Origin of the sequence: Flavobacterium sp. K5-23, from assembly GCF_023278045.1 — a bacterium.
Lineage (GTDB): Bacteria > Bacteroidota > Bacteroidia > Flavobacteriales > Flavobacteriaceae > Flavobacterium.
This window is the reverse complement of record NZ_CP056783.1, coordinates 1481228-1495764: the sequence shown is the minus strand read 5'-3', so window position 1 is coordinate 1495764 and position 14537 is coordinate 1481228. Positions and strand designations below refer to the sequence as shown.

11 protein-coding genes are annotated in these 14537 nt (G+C 32.8%); 3 read left to right on the top strand and 8 right to left on the bottom strand.

Annotation, left to right across the window (positions count from 1 at the left end; all coding sequences use genetic code 11):
* Positions 1–121: 121 nt before the first annotated feature.
* Entirely contained in the window at positions 122–3268 is a 3147-nt protein-coding gene (locus tag FLAK523_RS06530; protein WP_248907703.1) for a TonB-dependent receptor, read from the top strand.
* Between the two features lie 9 nt (positions 3269–3277).
* Complete coding sequence (locus FLAK523_RS06525) at positions 3278–4774, top strand: RagB/SusD family nutrient uptake outer membrane protein (protein WP_248907702.1); 1497 nt, start codon at positions 3278–3280, stop codon at positions 4772–4774.
* A 200-nt stretch (positions 4775–4974) separates the two neighbouring features.
* Here the strand turns inward: FLAK523_RS06525 and FLAK523_RS06520 are convergent, their stop codons facing one another.
* Positions 4975–5745 (bottom strand): rhomboid family intramembrane serine protease, encoded by a 771-nt coding sequence (locus tag FLAK523_RS06520; protein ID WP_248907701.1) that lies wholly within the window; start codon positions 5743–5745, stop codon positions 4975–4977.
* Positions 5746–5952: 207 nt separating this feature from the next.
* Between FLAK523_RS06520 and FLAK523_RS06515 the strand changes: the two genes are divergently transcribed.
* Positions 5953–7230 carry a replication-associated recombination protein A gene (locus FLAK523_RS06515; protein WP_248907700.1) on the top strand — a complete coding sequence of 426 codons (1278 nt, stop codon included), beginning with the start codon at positions 5953–5955 and terminating at the stop codon, positions 7228–7230.
* A 22-nt stretch (positions 7231–7252) separates the two neighbouring features.
* Here the strand turns inward: FLAK523_RS06515 and FLAK523_RS06510 are convergent, their stop codons facing one another.
* The 7 genes from FLAK523_RS06510 to FLAK523_RS06480 form a co-directional block, all read right to left on the bottom strand.
* A complete protein-coding gene (locus FLAK523_RS06510; protein ID WP_248907699.1) occupies positions 7253–7987 on the bottom strand; it encodes a hypothetical protein in 735 nt (244 codons plus the stop codon).
* A gap of 91 nt (positions 7988–8078) precedes the next feature.
* The gene (locus FLAK523_RS06505) at positions 8079–8768 is read right to left on the bottom strand and encodes a YjjG family noncanonical pyrimidine nucleotidase (RefSeq protein WP_248907698.1); all 690 of its coding nucleotides are present in this window, start codon (positions 8766–8768) and stop codon (positions 8079–8081) included.
* Positions 8769–8779: 11 nt separating this feature from the next.
* Entirely contained in the window at positions 8780–9472 is a 693-nt protein-coding gene (radC, locus tag FLAK523_RS06500) for a DNA repair protein RadC (protein WP_248907697.1), read from the bottom strand.
* Positions 9473–9502: 30 nt separating this feature from the next.
* Positions 9503–9961: a GNAT family N-acetyltransferase gene (locus FLAK523_RS06495; protein WP_248907696.1), complete on the bottom strand. Its 459-nt coding sequence runs from the start codon at positions 9959–9961 to the stop codon at positions 9503–9505.
* 11 nt (positions 9962–9972) lie between these two features.
* Complete coding sequence (gene murC / locus FLAK523_RS06490) at positions 9973–11328, bottom strand: UDP-N-acetylmuramate--L-alanine ligase (RefSeq protein WP_248907694.1); 1356 nt, start codon at positions 11326–11328, stop codon at positions 9973–9975.
* Positions 11329–11389: 61 nt separating this feature from the next.
* Positions 11390–12085, bottom strand: coding sequence for a lipopolysaccharide assembly protein LapB (locus tag FLAK523_RS06485; protein WP_248907692.1), 696 nt, complete (start codon positions 12083–12085; stop codon positions 11390–11392).
* 100 nt (positions 12086–12185) lie between these two features.
* Positions 12186–14330 (bottom strand): S46 family peptidase, encoded by a 2145-nt coding sequence (locus FLAK523_RS06480; RefSeq protein ID WP_248907691.1) that lies wholly within the window; start codon positions 14328–14330, stop codon positions 12186–12188.
* Between the last annotated feature and the right edge of the window lie 207 nt (positions 14331–14537).

Below are 14537 nucleotides of genomic sequence, written 5' to 3'. Positions count from 1 at the left end.
CAAACTTATCACCTTAAAATAACTTATTCAAGCGTTAAAAATAAAGACAAAAACAAAATATACCTATTGTTTATTTAACAAATAGTTGTGATATTTGGCGCACTAATTCAAATCATATTATATGAAACTAAAATTTAATGGCTTTTTAGTACTATTGGTAGTACTAATGACGCAAATCACATTTGCTCAAAACAAAACCATAACTGGGGTTGTTTCAGACAATGAAGGGAAACCTCTGACTGGAGTAAATGTAAAAGTAAAAGGAACATCAAACGGTGTTCAAACAAATTTTGATGGAAAATATTCTATCAATGCAAAAACAGGAGATGTTTTGATTCTATCCTTTGTTGGATTGGAAACAAAAACATTAACTATTGCAAATTCTAATTCAATAAATGTTACAATGCAATCTAGTGCAGTAGCTATTGATGAAGTAGTAGTTATTGCCTATGGTAAAGCTAAAAAATCTTCTTACACAGGTTCAGCCACTGCCATTAAAGGAGAAAAACTGGAAAACAGAGCTGTAACCAATATTCTTTCTGGAATTGAAGGTGCCGTTTCAGGTGTTCAAATTCAAAGTGGATCAGGGCAACCAGGTTCTCAACCAGCAGTTAGGATTAGAGGTTTTAGTTCTATTAGTGGCTCAAACACACCTCTTTACGTTGTTGACGGAGTGCCTTTTTCAGGTGACATAAACAACATTAACGCAGCTGATGTTGAAAGTATGACAATATTAAAAGATGCAGCTTCAACATCTCTTTATGGATCTAAAGCAGCAAACGGAGTAGTAATGATTACTACTAAAAAAGGAACTGCAGCAAAAGACAAATTCACATTGAATATGAGTACTGGTCTTTCTACAAGATCAATTCCTGAATATGAAAGAGTTAATGCTTTTCAATACTACCCATTAACATGGGAAGCTATCAGAAACAGTAGACCTATGAGTACACCTGCATTATTAGCTACAGCTAATGCTTTTGCTTCAACTAGAACTCCTATAGATTTAGTTAACAATCCTTTTAATGTAACTAATGCAAATTTATTTGATGCTAACGGAAAATTAAACCCAGATGCACAACTTTTATATGCAGATGATTTAGATTGGGAAAGACAACTACAAAGAGCTGGTGTTAGAAGAAATATTGATTTCTCTTACCAAGGAAAAACAGAAAAAACTAATTATTTTGTTTCCTTAGGAAATTTAAATGAAGAAGGAGCTATTTTGAACTCTGATTTCCAAAGAACTACAGCACGTTTAAATGTGAACACTAAACTTAATGAATCATTTAAAACAGGTGTAAATCTAGCAGCAACTTTTACTGATTCAAATCAAGCAGTTGACGGAGCGGCAAACTCTACTTCATTCAATAATCCATTCCGTACTATTCGTTATATGGGTCCTATATATCCTGTGTTTAGTCACAATCCGACAACTGGAGCGATATTGCTTAATGCAAATGGAACACCAAGATATTCAGATTTACGTGGATCAAGTGCATCAAACGGAAGAAACGTTATTTACGAAACATTAAATAATGAAAATAGAGACAAAGGACTTGCTGTAAATGGACGTACGTATTTAGAGTTTAAATTCCTAAAAGACTTTAAATTCACTACTAACTTTGCATATGACGGTACTCATTTCAACAATAATGTTTTTTGGAACACATTGATTGGAGATGGTGCTCCTGATGGATATGCATCTCGAACTAACACTATCACTACAGGAATTACATTTAATCAATTACTTGAATATAGTAAAAGCATAAAAAATCATAATTTCAGCGCATTAGCTGGACATGAAAGTTTTGATTATGAGTATAATTACATTTTTGGTTCAAAAAGAGGACAAGGTGTACCTAACAATAATGAATTTATCAACTATCTTACGGTATCTACATTAAATTCATATACAAGAAATTATGCTACTGAATCCTATTTCTCTCGTGTAGGGTATGATTATAATGAAAGATATATTTTATCTGCTTCTGTACGTAGAGATGGTTCTTCAAAGTTTGCTGAAGCTAACAAATGGGGTAATTTCTACTCTGTAGGTGCTGCATGGAACTTAGGAAAAGAATCTTTTCTTGAAAAACAATCTTGGATAAATGATTTAAAATTCAGAGCTTCTGTAGGAGAAGTAGGTAATGATTCTCATATTAGCTATGGTGGTTTGAATTATTACATAGGTGCCCCAACATTTTCATTAGGATTAAATAATGCCAGCGAAGTTGGAATTTTAACTAATGATCAAGGAGCTCCTAATCTAAAATGGGAAAAAAACACTCAAAAAGACGTCGCTCTAGATTTTGCTTTTTTTGGAAATAGATTAAGAGGTTCTGTAGAATACTACAACAGAACAACTGACGGATTGATTTTTAACGTACCTGTACCAGTTTCTTCAGGATTAGATTCTAAAACTGAAAACATTGGATCTATGTTTAATCAAGGATTTGAAGTTTCATTAGATGGAATGATTGTAAAAACAAAAGAATTCTCATGGAACATAAACATCAATGCTTCTACGATTAAAAATGAAATAACTGCATTACCACAAAAAGAAATTATTACTGGTACTAAAAAATATTCAGTAGGAAGTTCTATTTACGACTATTGGTTAAGAACTTGGTATGGTGTAGATCCAACTGATGGATTTGCTTTATATATCGTTGATCCATTATTAACAACACCTACTGATACTGATTCAAGAACAGTAAATGGAGTTAATGTTACAACAAATCAAAACAAAGCGTTATACCAATACAATGGTTCGTCTTTACCTGATTTGTTTGGTAGTTTCACGAATACTTTTAAAATTGGAGGCTTCCAGATGGATGTATTATTTACATACCAATTAGGAGGGAAAACTTACGATTCTAACTATGCTGCTTTAATGCATTCAGGTAACAGCTATGGTTCTGCTTTACACATTGACGCCTTAAACAGATGGCAAAAACCAGGTGACATTACTAATGTTCCAGTATTAAACATTGCTAGAAGTGCTCAACATAATGCAGCTTCTGATCGTTGGTTAGTAGATTCAGATTACTTATCTTTAAGACAAGTTTCGTTATCATACAACTTACCAACAAACGCAATTTCGAAATTAAAAATTGATGCAGCTAAGTTTTATATTAATGGGGAAAACATAGCGTTATTCACTAAAAGCAAAGGAATGGACCCTCAAGCGAATTTTAATGGAACTACACAAAATAGATTCTCACCATCAAGAACTATTTCATTAGGAATCAATTTAAACTTTTAATACAATATCATGAAAACACTTAACAAAACAATTTTATTGGTGGTATTATCGATACTGTCATTAAGCTCGTGTTCAGAAGATTTCTTAGTGAAAAAACCTACGGAGTTTGTAGATTTCGAATCAGCAACTTCTACAACAGCAAATTTATTCTCTTTATTAAACGGAGTCCACAGATCACTTTATATTAGATATGAAGGACAAAACGAAACTGGTATTGCAGGATGTATGCAACAAGTAGATATTGCTGGTGAAGACATTGTTTACCCAATATCTAACGGTTGGTTTTTAGGAGTATACAATTGGAATAACCTAAGCAATGAAAACTCACAAGATGTTGCTTTCCCATACAGAACTTTTTATAGAATAAACAGAAATGCAAATACTATATTAGAAGCTGTAGATGTAGCATCAGGATCAGATGCAGACAAAAAAATAATTAAAGGTCAAGCTTTATTATATCGTGCGTTTAGTCATTTCCAATTAGTGCAATTGTACGGAAAAAGATATGATGCAACTGCAATACCAAACAACCAGTTAGGTATACCTCTTGTATTAAAAGTGTCTAACGAACAATTACCTCGTGCTACAGTTGAAGAAGTATATAAGCAAATCAACAAAGATATTGACGATGCTTTAGCTTTATTAGTTGGATATACTAAACCAAACAACTCTCACTTAGATTTAAGAGTTGCACAAGGATTAAAAGCTCGTGTTGCTTTAGTTCAACAAAACTGGCCAGTAGCATCTGCAAACGCAATACTTGCAAGAGCAGGAAAATCTCTAATGAGTACAACTGCTTACACTTCAGGATTCAATTCTTACACTAATTCAGAATGGATGTGGGGAAGTTTCGTGAATGAACTTCAATCAGAATCTTTTGCGAATTTTGGCGCATATATGTCAAGAAACTTCAGTTCAACTGTAATTCGTTCTTGTCCAAAAGCAATCTTTAATAAACTTTTAGATCCTTTCCCTGCTACTGATGTGCGTTCAACAATTTTTAGCAAAACAGGACAGCACCCAAATATTACTTTAGTTTCAACTGCTGTTAAATTTCCATATACTAGCCAAAAATTCCTTGCGGTAAGTACAGGAGACAGTAGATGTGATGTTCCTTATATGCGTATTGCTGAAATGTTCCTAATTGAAGCTGAAGCAAAAGCAAAAATGAATGACGCTACTGCTTCTCAAATTTTATTCAATTTAATTACAACAAGAAATCCTGCATATGTAAAATCTACTTCTACAGGACAAACTTTATTAAATGAGATTTACTTACACAGAAGAATTGAATTATGGGGTGAAGGATTTAGATTTTACGATTTAAAAAGAACTGACTCTCCTTTAGACAGAGTTGGTCCTACTACAGTACCAGCTACTACTTCTAACCATATTGCTTCAGTTGCACTTGTAATGAGTATTCCAGCAGGAGACAAAAGATGGCAATGGCTTTTACCAAGATCGGAAATAAATGCTAACCCTAACATTGTTCAAAATCCAAATTAATACAAAAATATATTTCATCTAGAGAATTCAAAATTTTATTTTAGATGATATATTAATATTTCAAAACAGTTACAAGTTAAATCTTGTAACTGTTTTTTTTTTGGAAAATAATAAAATTTAAAACAAAATAAAACCCAGAACAACACACAAGTTTCCTTCTATAAAACTTTATATAGCAATAATAAAAAACTTGAAGAGAATTAATTATCAGTATCTAAATCATTTTCTTTATTTGGAATTATACAATAACCCACAGAACAACTTGAAGTATAATAAGTAGAAAACCCATTTTCTACTTCAATAACAGGAGGCAAATTCACGAAATTTCCATTTTTATCAAATCGCTGCATAAATTTATCTTCCAAAGGATTATAATCTGGCTGTTCCCAATCGTATTTAATTACTTTCTTATATTCAGGTGTCCTAAACATAAAGGCAAAGACAAAACCCACTATAAATCCTGAAAGATGGCCTTCCCAGGAAACGGCATTATCTACTTCGGGAAAAACATACCAAGCCATTCCTCCGTATAACATAATAACAGTAAGTGACAAAGCAACCAGTCGATAATATCTTGTCAAGATCCCTTTAAAAAAGATAAAGCTCACTAATACATATATCAAACCACTTGCCCCAATATGATAATTTGATCTCCCTATAACCCAGGTTAAAAAACCTGAAAATAAAATTCCATAACAAATAACATAAAGAGATTCCTTAGCATAAAAAAACTGTAAAGCAGCTAATAAAACTAAAAGCGGGATGGAATTATTATAAAGATGATCAATATCAGAATGAATAAATGGACTAAATATAATTCCCTGTAACCCTGAAAATGTCCTGGGAAAAACTCCATTTGTAACAAAATCAAAATCAAAACGGATTTCAAGCCAATAAATAAACCATAGAAACAACACAAAAAAAAGTGGAAGTCCAACTACAGCATTTGTGAATTTAAAATTTTTATCCATTTAGTATTTCTTTGATTTTAAACAATTAAATTAATAATAAATACATAACAAATATGTAACCAAAGACAATTTAATGCAATTTTGTCATAGCATAAAATATAAGGCTTCTATTTAAAGAAGAATTCGCCTAAATCATAAACTACAATTTCAAAGAAGATAATATGTGATGCTGAATTAGCTTTTAATAAAAAACAGTAATTTTGCAATATGGAAGCACCTTTAGCAGAACGCATACGTCCTCAAAAACTAGAAGAATACATCAGTCAATCCCATTTGATAGGGCCAAATGGTTCTCTGACACAACAAATCGCTAAAGGAATAATCCCTTCATTAATATTATGGGGACCTCCAGGAACGGGGAAAACGACTCTAGCCCAAATTATCGCACAAGAATCGAAACGTCCTTTTTATATTTTGAGCGCAATAAATTCTGGGGTAAAAGACATTAGAGATGTTATTGATAAAGCTAAACAAAGTGGCGGACTTTTTACTTCTAAAAACCCAATTTTATTTATTGACGAAATTCATCGTTTTAGTAAATCACAACAGGACTCTTTATTAGCCGCTGTAGAAAAAGGATGGATAACTCTTATTGGAGCAACTACAGAAAACCCAAGTTTTGAAGTTATTCCAGCTTTACTATCCAGATGTCAGGTGTATATTTTAAACGCATTTACAAAAGAAGATTTAGAATCTCTTTTACAACGCGCTATGACAAAAGATAGCTTTTTAGCTTCGAAAAACATAAAACTAAGTGAAACAGAGGCGTTGTTGCGCCTTTCTGGCGGAGATGGACGTAAGCTATTAAATATCTTTGAACTTGTCGTAAATGCATCCTCTGAAGATGAAATTATCATCACCAATGAACGCGTATTTGCATTAGTGCAACAAAACACGGTTTTATATGACAAAAGTGGAGAACAGCATTACGATATAGTTTCAGCTTTTATAAAATCAATACGTGGGAGTGACCCAAACGGAGCTGTCTATTGGCTAGCCAGAATGATAGAAGGTGGTGAAGATGTGAAATTCATTGCACGACGTATGTTAATATTATCTAGTGAAGACATAGGAAATGCAAATCCTACGGCACTGATAATGGCTAACAATACTTTTCAGGCAGTTACAACCATAGGATATCCCGAAAGCCGAATTCTCTTAAGTCAATGTGCAATTTATCTTGCCACATCTCCTAAGAGTAATGCGTCTTATTTAGCTATTGGTAGTGCACAGCAACTGGTAAAACAAACTGGTGATTTGCCCGTTCCTATTCATCTACGCAATGCACCAACAAAACTAATGAAAGAATTAGGCTATGGTGAAGAGTATAAATATTCTCATGATTTCGCGAATAATTTTGCAGAACAGGAATTTCTACCTGACGCTGTAAGCAACACGCCTTTGTATATCCCCGGAAATAACTCAAGAGAAAACACCACACGCGAGTTCTTAAAAAACAGATGGAAGGGTAAATATGGTTATTAGTCTATTAATTCAGACAGCTTTTTTATAACTTAAAGTTTAATTTATCCGTAATTAATTTATCGTTTTCATAATATTCAAAAGTAGCATTGTCTCCTTTTATGATTACAACTCCGTTTTTAGTTTTGGATTGTCCTATAAAAATGTTGTCATTAGAAGTTTTATACATTTTCAAGACTACTTTAGAGGATTGAGAATCTATTAATATGTATCCATTAATTATTTTCTCAACTGACAATAAATCTGAGCTGACAAGAACACTGCTCTCTACTTTCACCTTTTCATCCTTAACCTTAACTTCGACAAGCTCCTTTTTAATTTCATTTTTATTAGAATTGCCATTGTATTTATAATTCAATTTATAAATAGATAAAAAGGCATCGTTTAATGCTTCCCGGTAGGCTTCATCATAACTTTTTTCCTTACTTTTCCCAACATTTGATTGAAAAACTACTTTCCCATTACAATCCTTAAGTAGTACAAAAAGTTTAGTAGTCAGTAAGCCACTTTCTTTTTCTACATCAAGATATAATAAATCACATTTATCTCCTATTACATTTTCAGCAATTTCAGAAACATAAAAAGCTTCAAAACCTGCTTTTTGAATATTATACTTGGAAATTGTGTTTAAACGATACGCATTCTCAACACTTAAAAAATCATATTTTAAAGGCACAATAACTGCTGAGTAATCATTTACAGATTGGGCGATTCCAAGGCTTGAAACAAGAAGGAATAGAAAAAGAATTTGTTTTTTCATAAAAAGTTATTTATTGAATTATAATTTCTTGGTAAAATGGCACATCTTCATTCGTGTTCGTGTCGAATTTCAGCTGTGTTTATCTCAAAATTTACAAGTAATTTTTAAGATCTAATAAATGATTAATTTGTTTAATATATGGTGCTGCGTCAACTTTATTTTCATTAAAAAAAATAGCGTCAAGCCCAAAATCCAATGCACCCTGAACATCTGCTTCCAGTGAATCCCCTATCATTATACTCGTTTCTTTTTTGGCTTTAGCTAAGTTTAAAGCATAATCAAATATGATAGAATTTGGTTTCTTAACACCAGCCATTTCCGAATTTGTAATTGTATCGAAATAATTAGATAAATTTGAATTACTTATTTTTTTGGATTGCACATCAGCAAAACCATTAGTGATAATATGCAAATTGTAATTTTCGTTTAGGTAATCCAACACCTCTATAGTACCGTCAAAAAGATGATTATTATCTGGTAAAAACTGAATATACTCAACCGAAATCAAATCTATGTCTTCATCAGAAATTGTATAATTCAACGCATCAAAAGAATGTTTCAATCTATTATAACGCAATTCCTGATGAGAAATCTTATCGTACTGATACAACTTCCAACAAGCTTGATTGATAGGAACATATTTCTCGATAAACGTTTTAATTTCAATTGCGGGATGGCTCCTTTTAAAGATATTCGCAAAAGTTATTTCGGAGTTTTTATCAAAATCCCAAAGGGTATGATCTAAATCAAAAAAAACATCTTTTATATTATCAATTTTCATCACTACCTTTTTTAAAAAATTCCTTCATCGACAAAGCTAAAATAATTATTCTCAGTCACAATCAAATGGTCGAGAACTTTTATCTCTAAACTTTCGCCTGCTAATTTTAATTTTTTAGTTATATGCTTGTCGGCATCACTCGGAATTAAGGTGCCCGAAGGATGGTTATGGCATAATATCAATGCTGTCGCCCCAAATTCCAAAGCGGCTTTAAATACAATTCGTACGTCAACTAAAGTCCCTGTGATTCCACCCTTACTCAATTGCGATTTAGAAAGAATTTTATTCGAATTGTTTAAATAAATAATCCAAAATTCTTCGTGCGGTAATTCTCCAATAATAGGCTGCATGATTTCAAAAATCATTTTACTTGAAGTAATCTTAATTAATTCAACTGCCTCTTCAGCTCTTCTACGTCTTCCTAGTTCTAATGCTGAAATAATAGAAATTGCCTTGGCCTCTCCTATTCCTTTAAATTGGATTAGCTGTGAAATTGATAATTTACCCAAAGCATTAAGATTTCCCTCAACACTTTTCAGAATTTTTTTACTCAACTCCACTGCGGATTCGTTCCTACTGCCCGAACCAATTAATATAGCAATCAATTCAGCATCGCTCAACGCTACCCTGCCTTTAAGCATAAGTTTTTCACGTGGTTTGTCGTCTTCGGACCAATGGGTAATAGGAAAATTAGTTTGCTCCATAGAAAAATTTAAGGCTTAAGTTATTCACAACTATATTTTCTTATTCATACATATACTATTAATCAAACCAACATAGGGTTCGTAATTTTCTACGATGGAATACCCCACCTTTTGATATAGACCTATGGCTTCTTGTTGTTTATTCAAAGTTTCTAAAACAGAGAAAACATACCCTAATTCACTTGCCCATAATTCCAATTCTAGTAACATTTGTTTTGCCAAACCCAATCCTCTAACTTTTGGCGAAACAAACATTCGCTTGATTTCTATTGTGTTTTTGTCATATTTCTTGAAACAACCACAAGCAACAGCTTCATTTTCAAAGTATATAATTACGACATTTGGATTTATTTCTAAAATATTATTTCCCCAATAATTTGATTTCAACTCAGGGTATCTTTCCCATAAACTCTTATCTAGTTCAGCAACTAAGTTAATGAAATCTAAATTTTCACTGGTGGTTTTCTTAATTATTATTTTGCCTCCCATCCTTACTTTAATTAACTTACTAAGCTTTTAACATCATCAAAATCTAAACCTCCATAATTTCCAGAACTCATCAGTAACAAAGCTGAATTATCAAGATTTAAATTGAAAAGGTACTCTTTAAAATCCGCTGGATTTGTATATATAATTAAATCCTTTCTTTTAAAAGCACTAGCAATTTGCTCATAAGTTACTTCTTCCAGTTGCTTAATTTTAACCGCATCAGGAGAATAGAAAACAACTGCGACATCAGCATATTCAAGTGCTCCTTCATATTCCTTTAAGAATTCAGAATTTAAACTACTGTACGTATGCAATTCCAGACAAGCAACTAAAGTTCTAGTTGGGTATTGCTCTTTTACCGCTTTTGTAGTTGCAGCCACTTTACTTGGTGAATGGGCAAAGTCCTTGTACGCAACCTTGTTTTTACCTTCGGCAATTTTTTCTAATCGCTTAGAAGCTCCTTTAAAACTGGCAATTGCTTCATAGAAATCAGCTTCATCAACTCCCATATTTTGACATATCCATTTGGCCCCAGCCAAATTATTCAAATTATGAGCCCCAAAAACTTCAATAGGCATATCCCCTTCTGGAGTTTCCAGCAATGTCGTTCCGACTTCCACTTTATAGTTTGGCGTTGAATAAGCTAACTTTCTAATTGGGTTAACAGCTACCTCAGCTACTCTTTTCACTTCAGCATCATCTTCATTATAAACTAGGATTCCACCATTTGTGATTTTCCCAATAAAGATCTCAAACTGCTCTACGTAGTTATCATACGTTGGAAAAACATTAATATGATCCCAGGCAATACCTGAAATCAAGGCAATATTAGGTTGGTACAAATGAAATTTTGGTCTTCTGTCGATTGGTGAGGATAAATATTCATCTCCTTCTAATACGATAAAATCATTTTCTTCGGTAAGATGAACCATAGTGTCAAAACCCTCTAACTGAGCCCCTACCATATAATCCACAGCAATATCATGGTAATGCATCACGTGTAAAATCATAGAGGTTATGGTTGTTTTTCCATGTGAACCACCTATAACGACTCTTGTTTTATTTTTAGATTGTTCGAATAAAAACTCAGGATAAGAGTAAATTTTTAGCCCTAATTCCTGTGCTCTTAACAATTCTGGATTGTCCGCTTTAGCATGCATTCCAAGAATTACCGCCTCAATATTCTTAGTGATTTTCTCAGGAAACCAACCTAATTCAACAGGTAAAATTCCTTTTTTATCTAACCTTGATTTTGATGGTTCGAAAATAGCATCATCGCTTCCACTAACTTGATATCCTTTATTATGTAATGCTAATGCTAAGTTGTGCATTGCGCTTCCGCCAATTGCAATGAAATGTGTTTTCATGGTTTTATTATACTGTTATGCGTTTATATGTTTACAGATTTATCCAAATTTAGATTAATCTTTACTGTTTCTTTTCTTTATACTCTTCAAGAATTGATCTAGCTTTTCCAGGTTCATTCATCTTATTCTTGTATAAATCTGATAGTTTTATATAGGCTGTTTTTGAATCTCCAATGGCAATTGCCTTTTTATAATATATTTCTGCCGTACTATATCTTTTAAAACATTCTTCGATATGTCCTCTAGACAAATACCCATCAATAGCAGACAATTTCAATAATTCATTCGAATATTTCAATGCTTTTGCTTCACTTCCTCCTACAATACCAGGTAATTTAATATATAATTCTATTAAAGCCCATCTGGATTCAATATGTTTTGGATTTAGGATTATGGCTTTTTCAAAAGATTCTTTCACATCACCAATCATAGCTAATGCTTTAAACTTGTTTACCTCCAATGCTTTCATACCTAAAGCACCTCCAAATTTATAATGATAATTTGATTCTGAAGGCCTCAATTGTTTTAATCGTTGATAATACCCAATGGCTTTATCCCATTCCTTATTATGCCCTGCAATGTCACCCAAATATTCTATCGTTTTCAAATCAGAAGGAGAATTATTTAAAACCAATTGAAAATAAGTTGCCGACTTATTATAACTGGAAGCCTTGTACAATTCCTCTCCTTTCTCAAAATTAGATTGGGCCCATAATAGTACAGGGAGTAGTAGAAAAAGTAAAGTTGTTTTTTGCATACCTCAAAAATAAGGAAATATAGAAGACATCAATAAGTATTAAAATAAAAAAACCATCAAAATAAAATTTTGATGGTTTTAATCTAAACAAGCGGTTGAATTATTTTACAATCACCATTTCGTCAATAATATTTTTCGCCCCTGCATACTTGTCAATAATCCAAAGTATGTAACGAATATCTACGTTGATAGTCCTTTGTAATTTTGAATCAAATATAACATCACCAGCCATAGCTTCAATGTTTCCGTCAAATGCTAAACCTATTAATTCTCCTTTTCCGTTGATTACTGGAGAACCTGAGTTTCCTCCTGTAATATCATTATCAGTCAAGAAATTCACTGGCATATAACCGTTTTTATCAGCATATTCGCCAAAATCTTTCGCTTTGTTTAATTCTAACATACGAGCCGGTAAGTCAAATTCTTGATCTCCTGCTTTGTACTTTTTAACCAAACCTTCCATTGTAGTATAATTATTTACAGTGGCATCATTGCGATCATCAGCTGGTAAAGCACGAACTTTACCATAAGTCAAACGTAATGTAGAGTTAGCGTCTGGGTATTTAACTGAATTTAGTTTAGACACTCTCAAACCCTGAACAAGATCACGGTAAGCGGTAGCGTAATCATCATCTAATTTCGCAAGCTCATCTGATTTCGCACGTATTTTTGTCATTAAATCAGTTGATATTAAATACAAAGGATCGTTTGCAATAGCTTCAACATTAGGGTTTTTCATAAAAACTTCTACACTTTGCTTGTTAGCAAAAATACTTTTTGAAACTGCATCATTTACATCCGCTGTAAAATCACCATTGTTAGCTAATTTCATTTTTTCAACTAAAGGAGCTAATCCATATTCACCAGCTTTTGAAGAATATAAATTCAACTGAGCAGCTAAAACATCTTTTTCTAAAGGAGCGTAGAAATCACCGTAAACTCCCTCAATTAGACTGTTTATTTTAGGAAGTATTTCCATTCTTTTAGCTTCGTTCTCTTTGCTATAAGCAATAAGTGCATTTCCTAAACTAGCAGGAGTAGTACCGTAACTTGAAGTACGCATTAATTGCATAAGGTAATTATCGTGGCGCGCCTTTAAATTTGTTTGCTCGTAATAATTATTAATAGTAGCTAGTATGTTACCATACTGCGCTTTATTTTTACACTTTTTCGCCCATTTATTAAATTTTGCCTCCTCAACAAATTTTGCTTTTGCAGTTCCCGCTTTTGTTAAAGCATCAATCATTCCTTGACGGTTTTTCCAGTAATTTGCTGTAGAAGCATATTTAGAAGCGTACTGTAAATTAACAGTAGCGTCTTTGTCCATATACTTTTTCATTTGGTCCATTCCAGTCTTGGCACCTTCAACCCAAGCAGGGTAAGCAAACTTAACATTTTGATCAATTCCACCTGCAGGCATCCAACGGTTTGTTCTACCTGGATAACCCAAAATCATTGCAAAATCATTCTCTTTAACCCCTTTCATACTTACAGGTAAGTAATGTTTTGGTTGCAATGGCACATTCGCTTTTGAATATTCAGCAGGATTTCCATCTTTATCAGCATATACTCTAAACATAGAAAAATCTGCAGTATGACGTGGCCATTCCCAGTTATCAGTATCTCCACCAAATTTCCCTAAACTTTCAGGAGGAGTCCCCACTAAACGTACGTCTTTATAATCTTGGTAAACAAAGTAGTAATATTCATTACCTTGAAAGAAAGGACGAACGGAAACGGTATATTTTCCACCTTCATTATTTTCTTTTTCTATCAAAGCCATTTCTTGTTGTATCGCTTTGTTTCTTTCTGTCTCAGTCATTTTATCATTTACTTTAGATAAAATTCTTTTTGACACATCATCCATACGAACGAAAAAACGAACATACAATGATTTTGGTTTCATTTCGGCACTTTTTTCTTTGGCCCAGAAACCATCTTTTAAGTAATTCTGCTCAGCAGTAGAAAGTTCAGCAATGGCATTGTAACCACAGTGATGATTAGTTAAAACTAATCCTTCTTTAGAAATAATCTCAGCAGTACAACCGCCATTGAATTGAACAATAGCATCTTTCAAACTGTGATTGTTGATACTGTAAATTTCTTCTGTTGTAAGTTGCAATCCCATTTTCTCCATATCTCTATGGTTCAAACGTTCAATAAACATCAAGAACCACATTCCTTCGTCGGCTCTTACAGGAAATGCCACAAGGCACATCGCTAAAAATAAAATTATTTTTTTCATACTTTGATTGTATTTTTTTTCAGTGCGAATATACTTCATTTTCACAATTCTATTCCTAATTAAATAATAAAAACTAAAAATTAGAAGTCAATTTTATGAATCCCGCATTAAAACAAAAAAGACGCTCTGCCTCAAGAGCGACTTTCAACTATAATAAAATTTATATTTAATCTTTTACATTTTATTCGACCGATTATCGAAATAAAC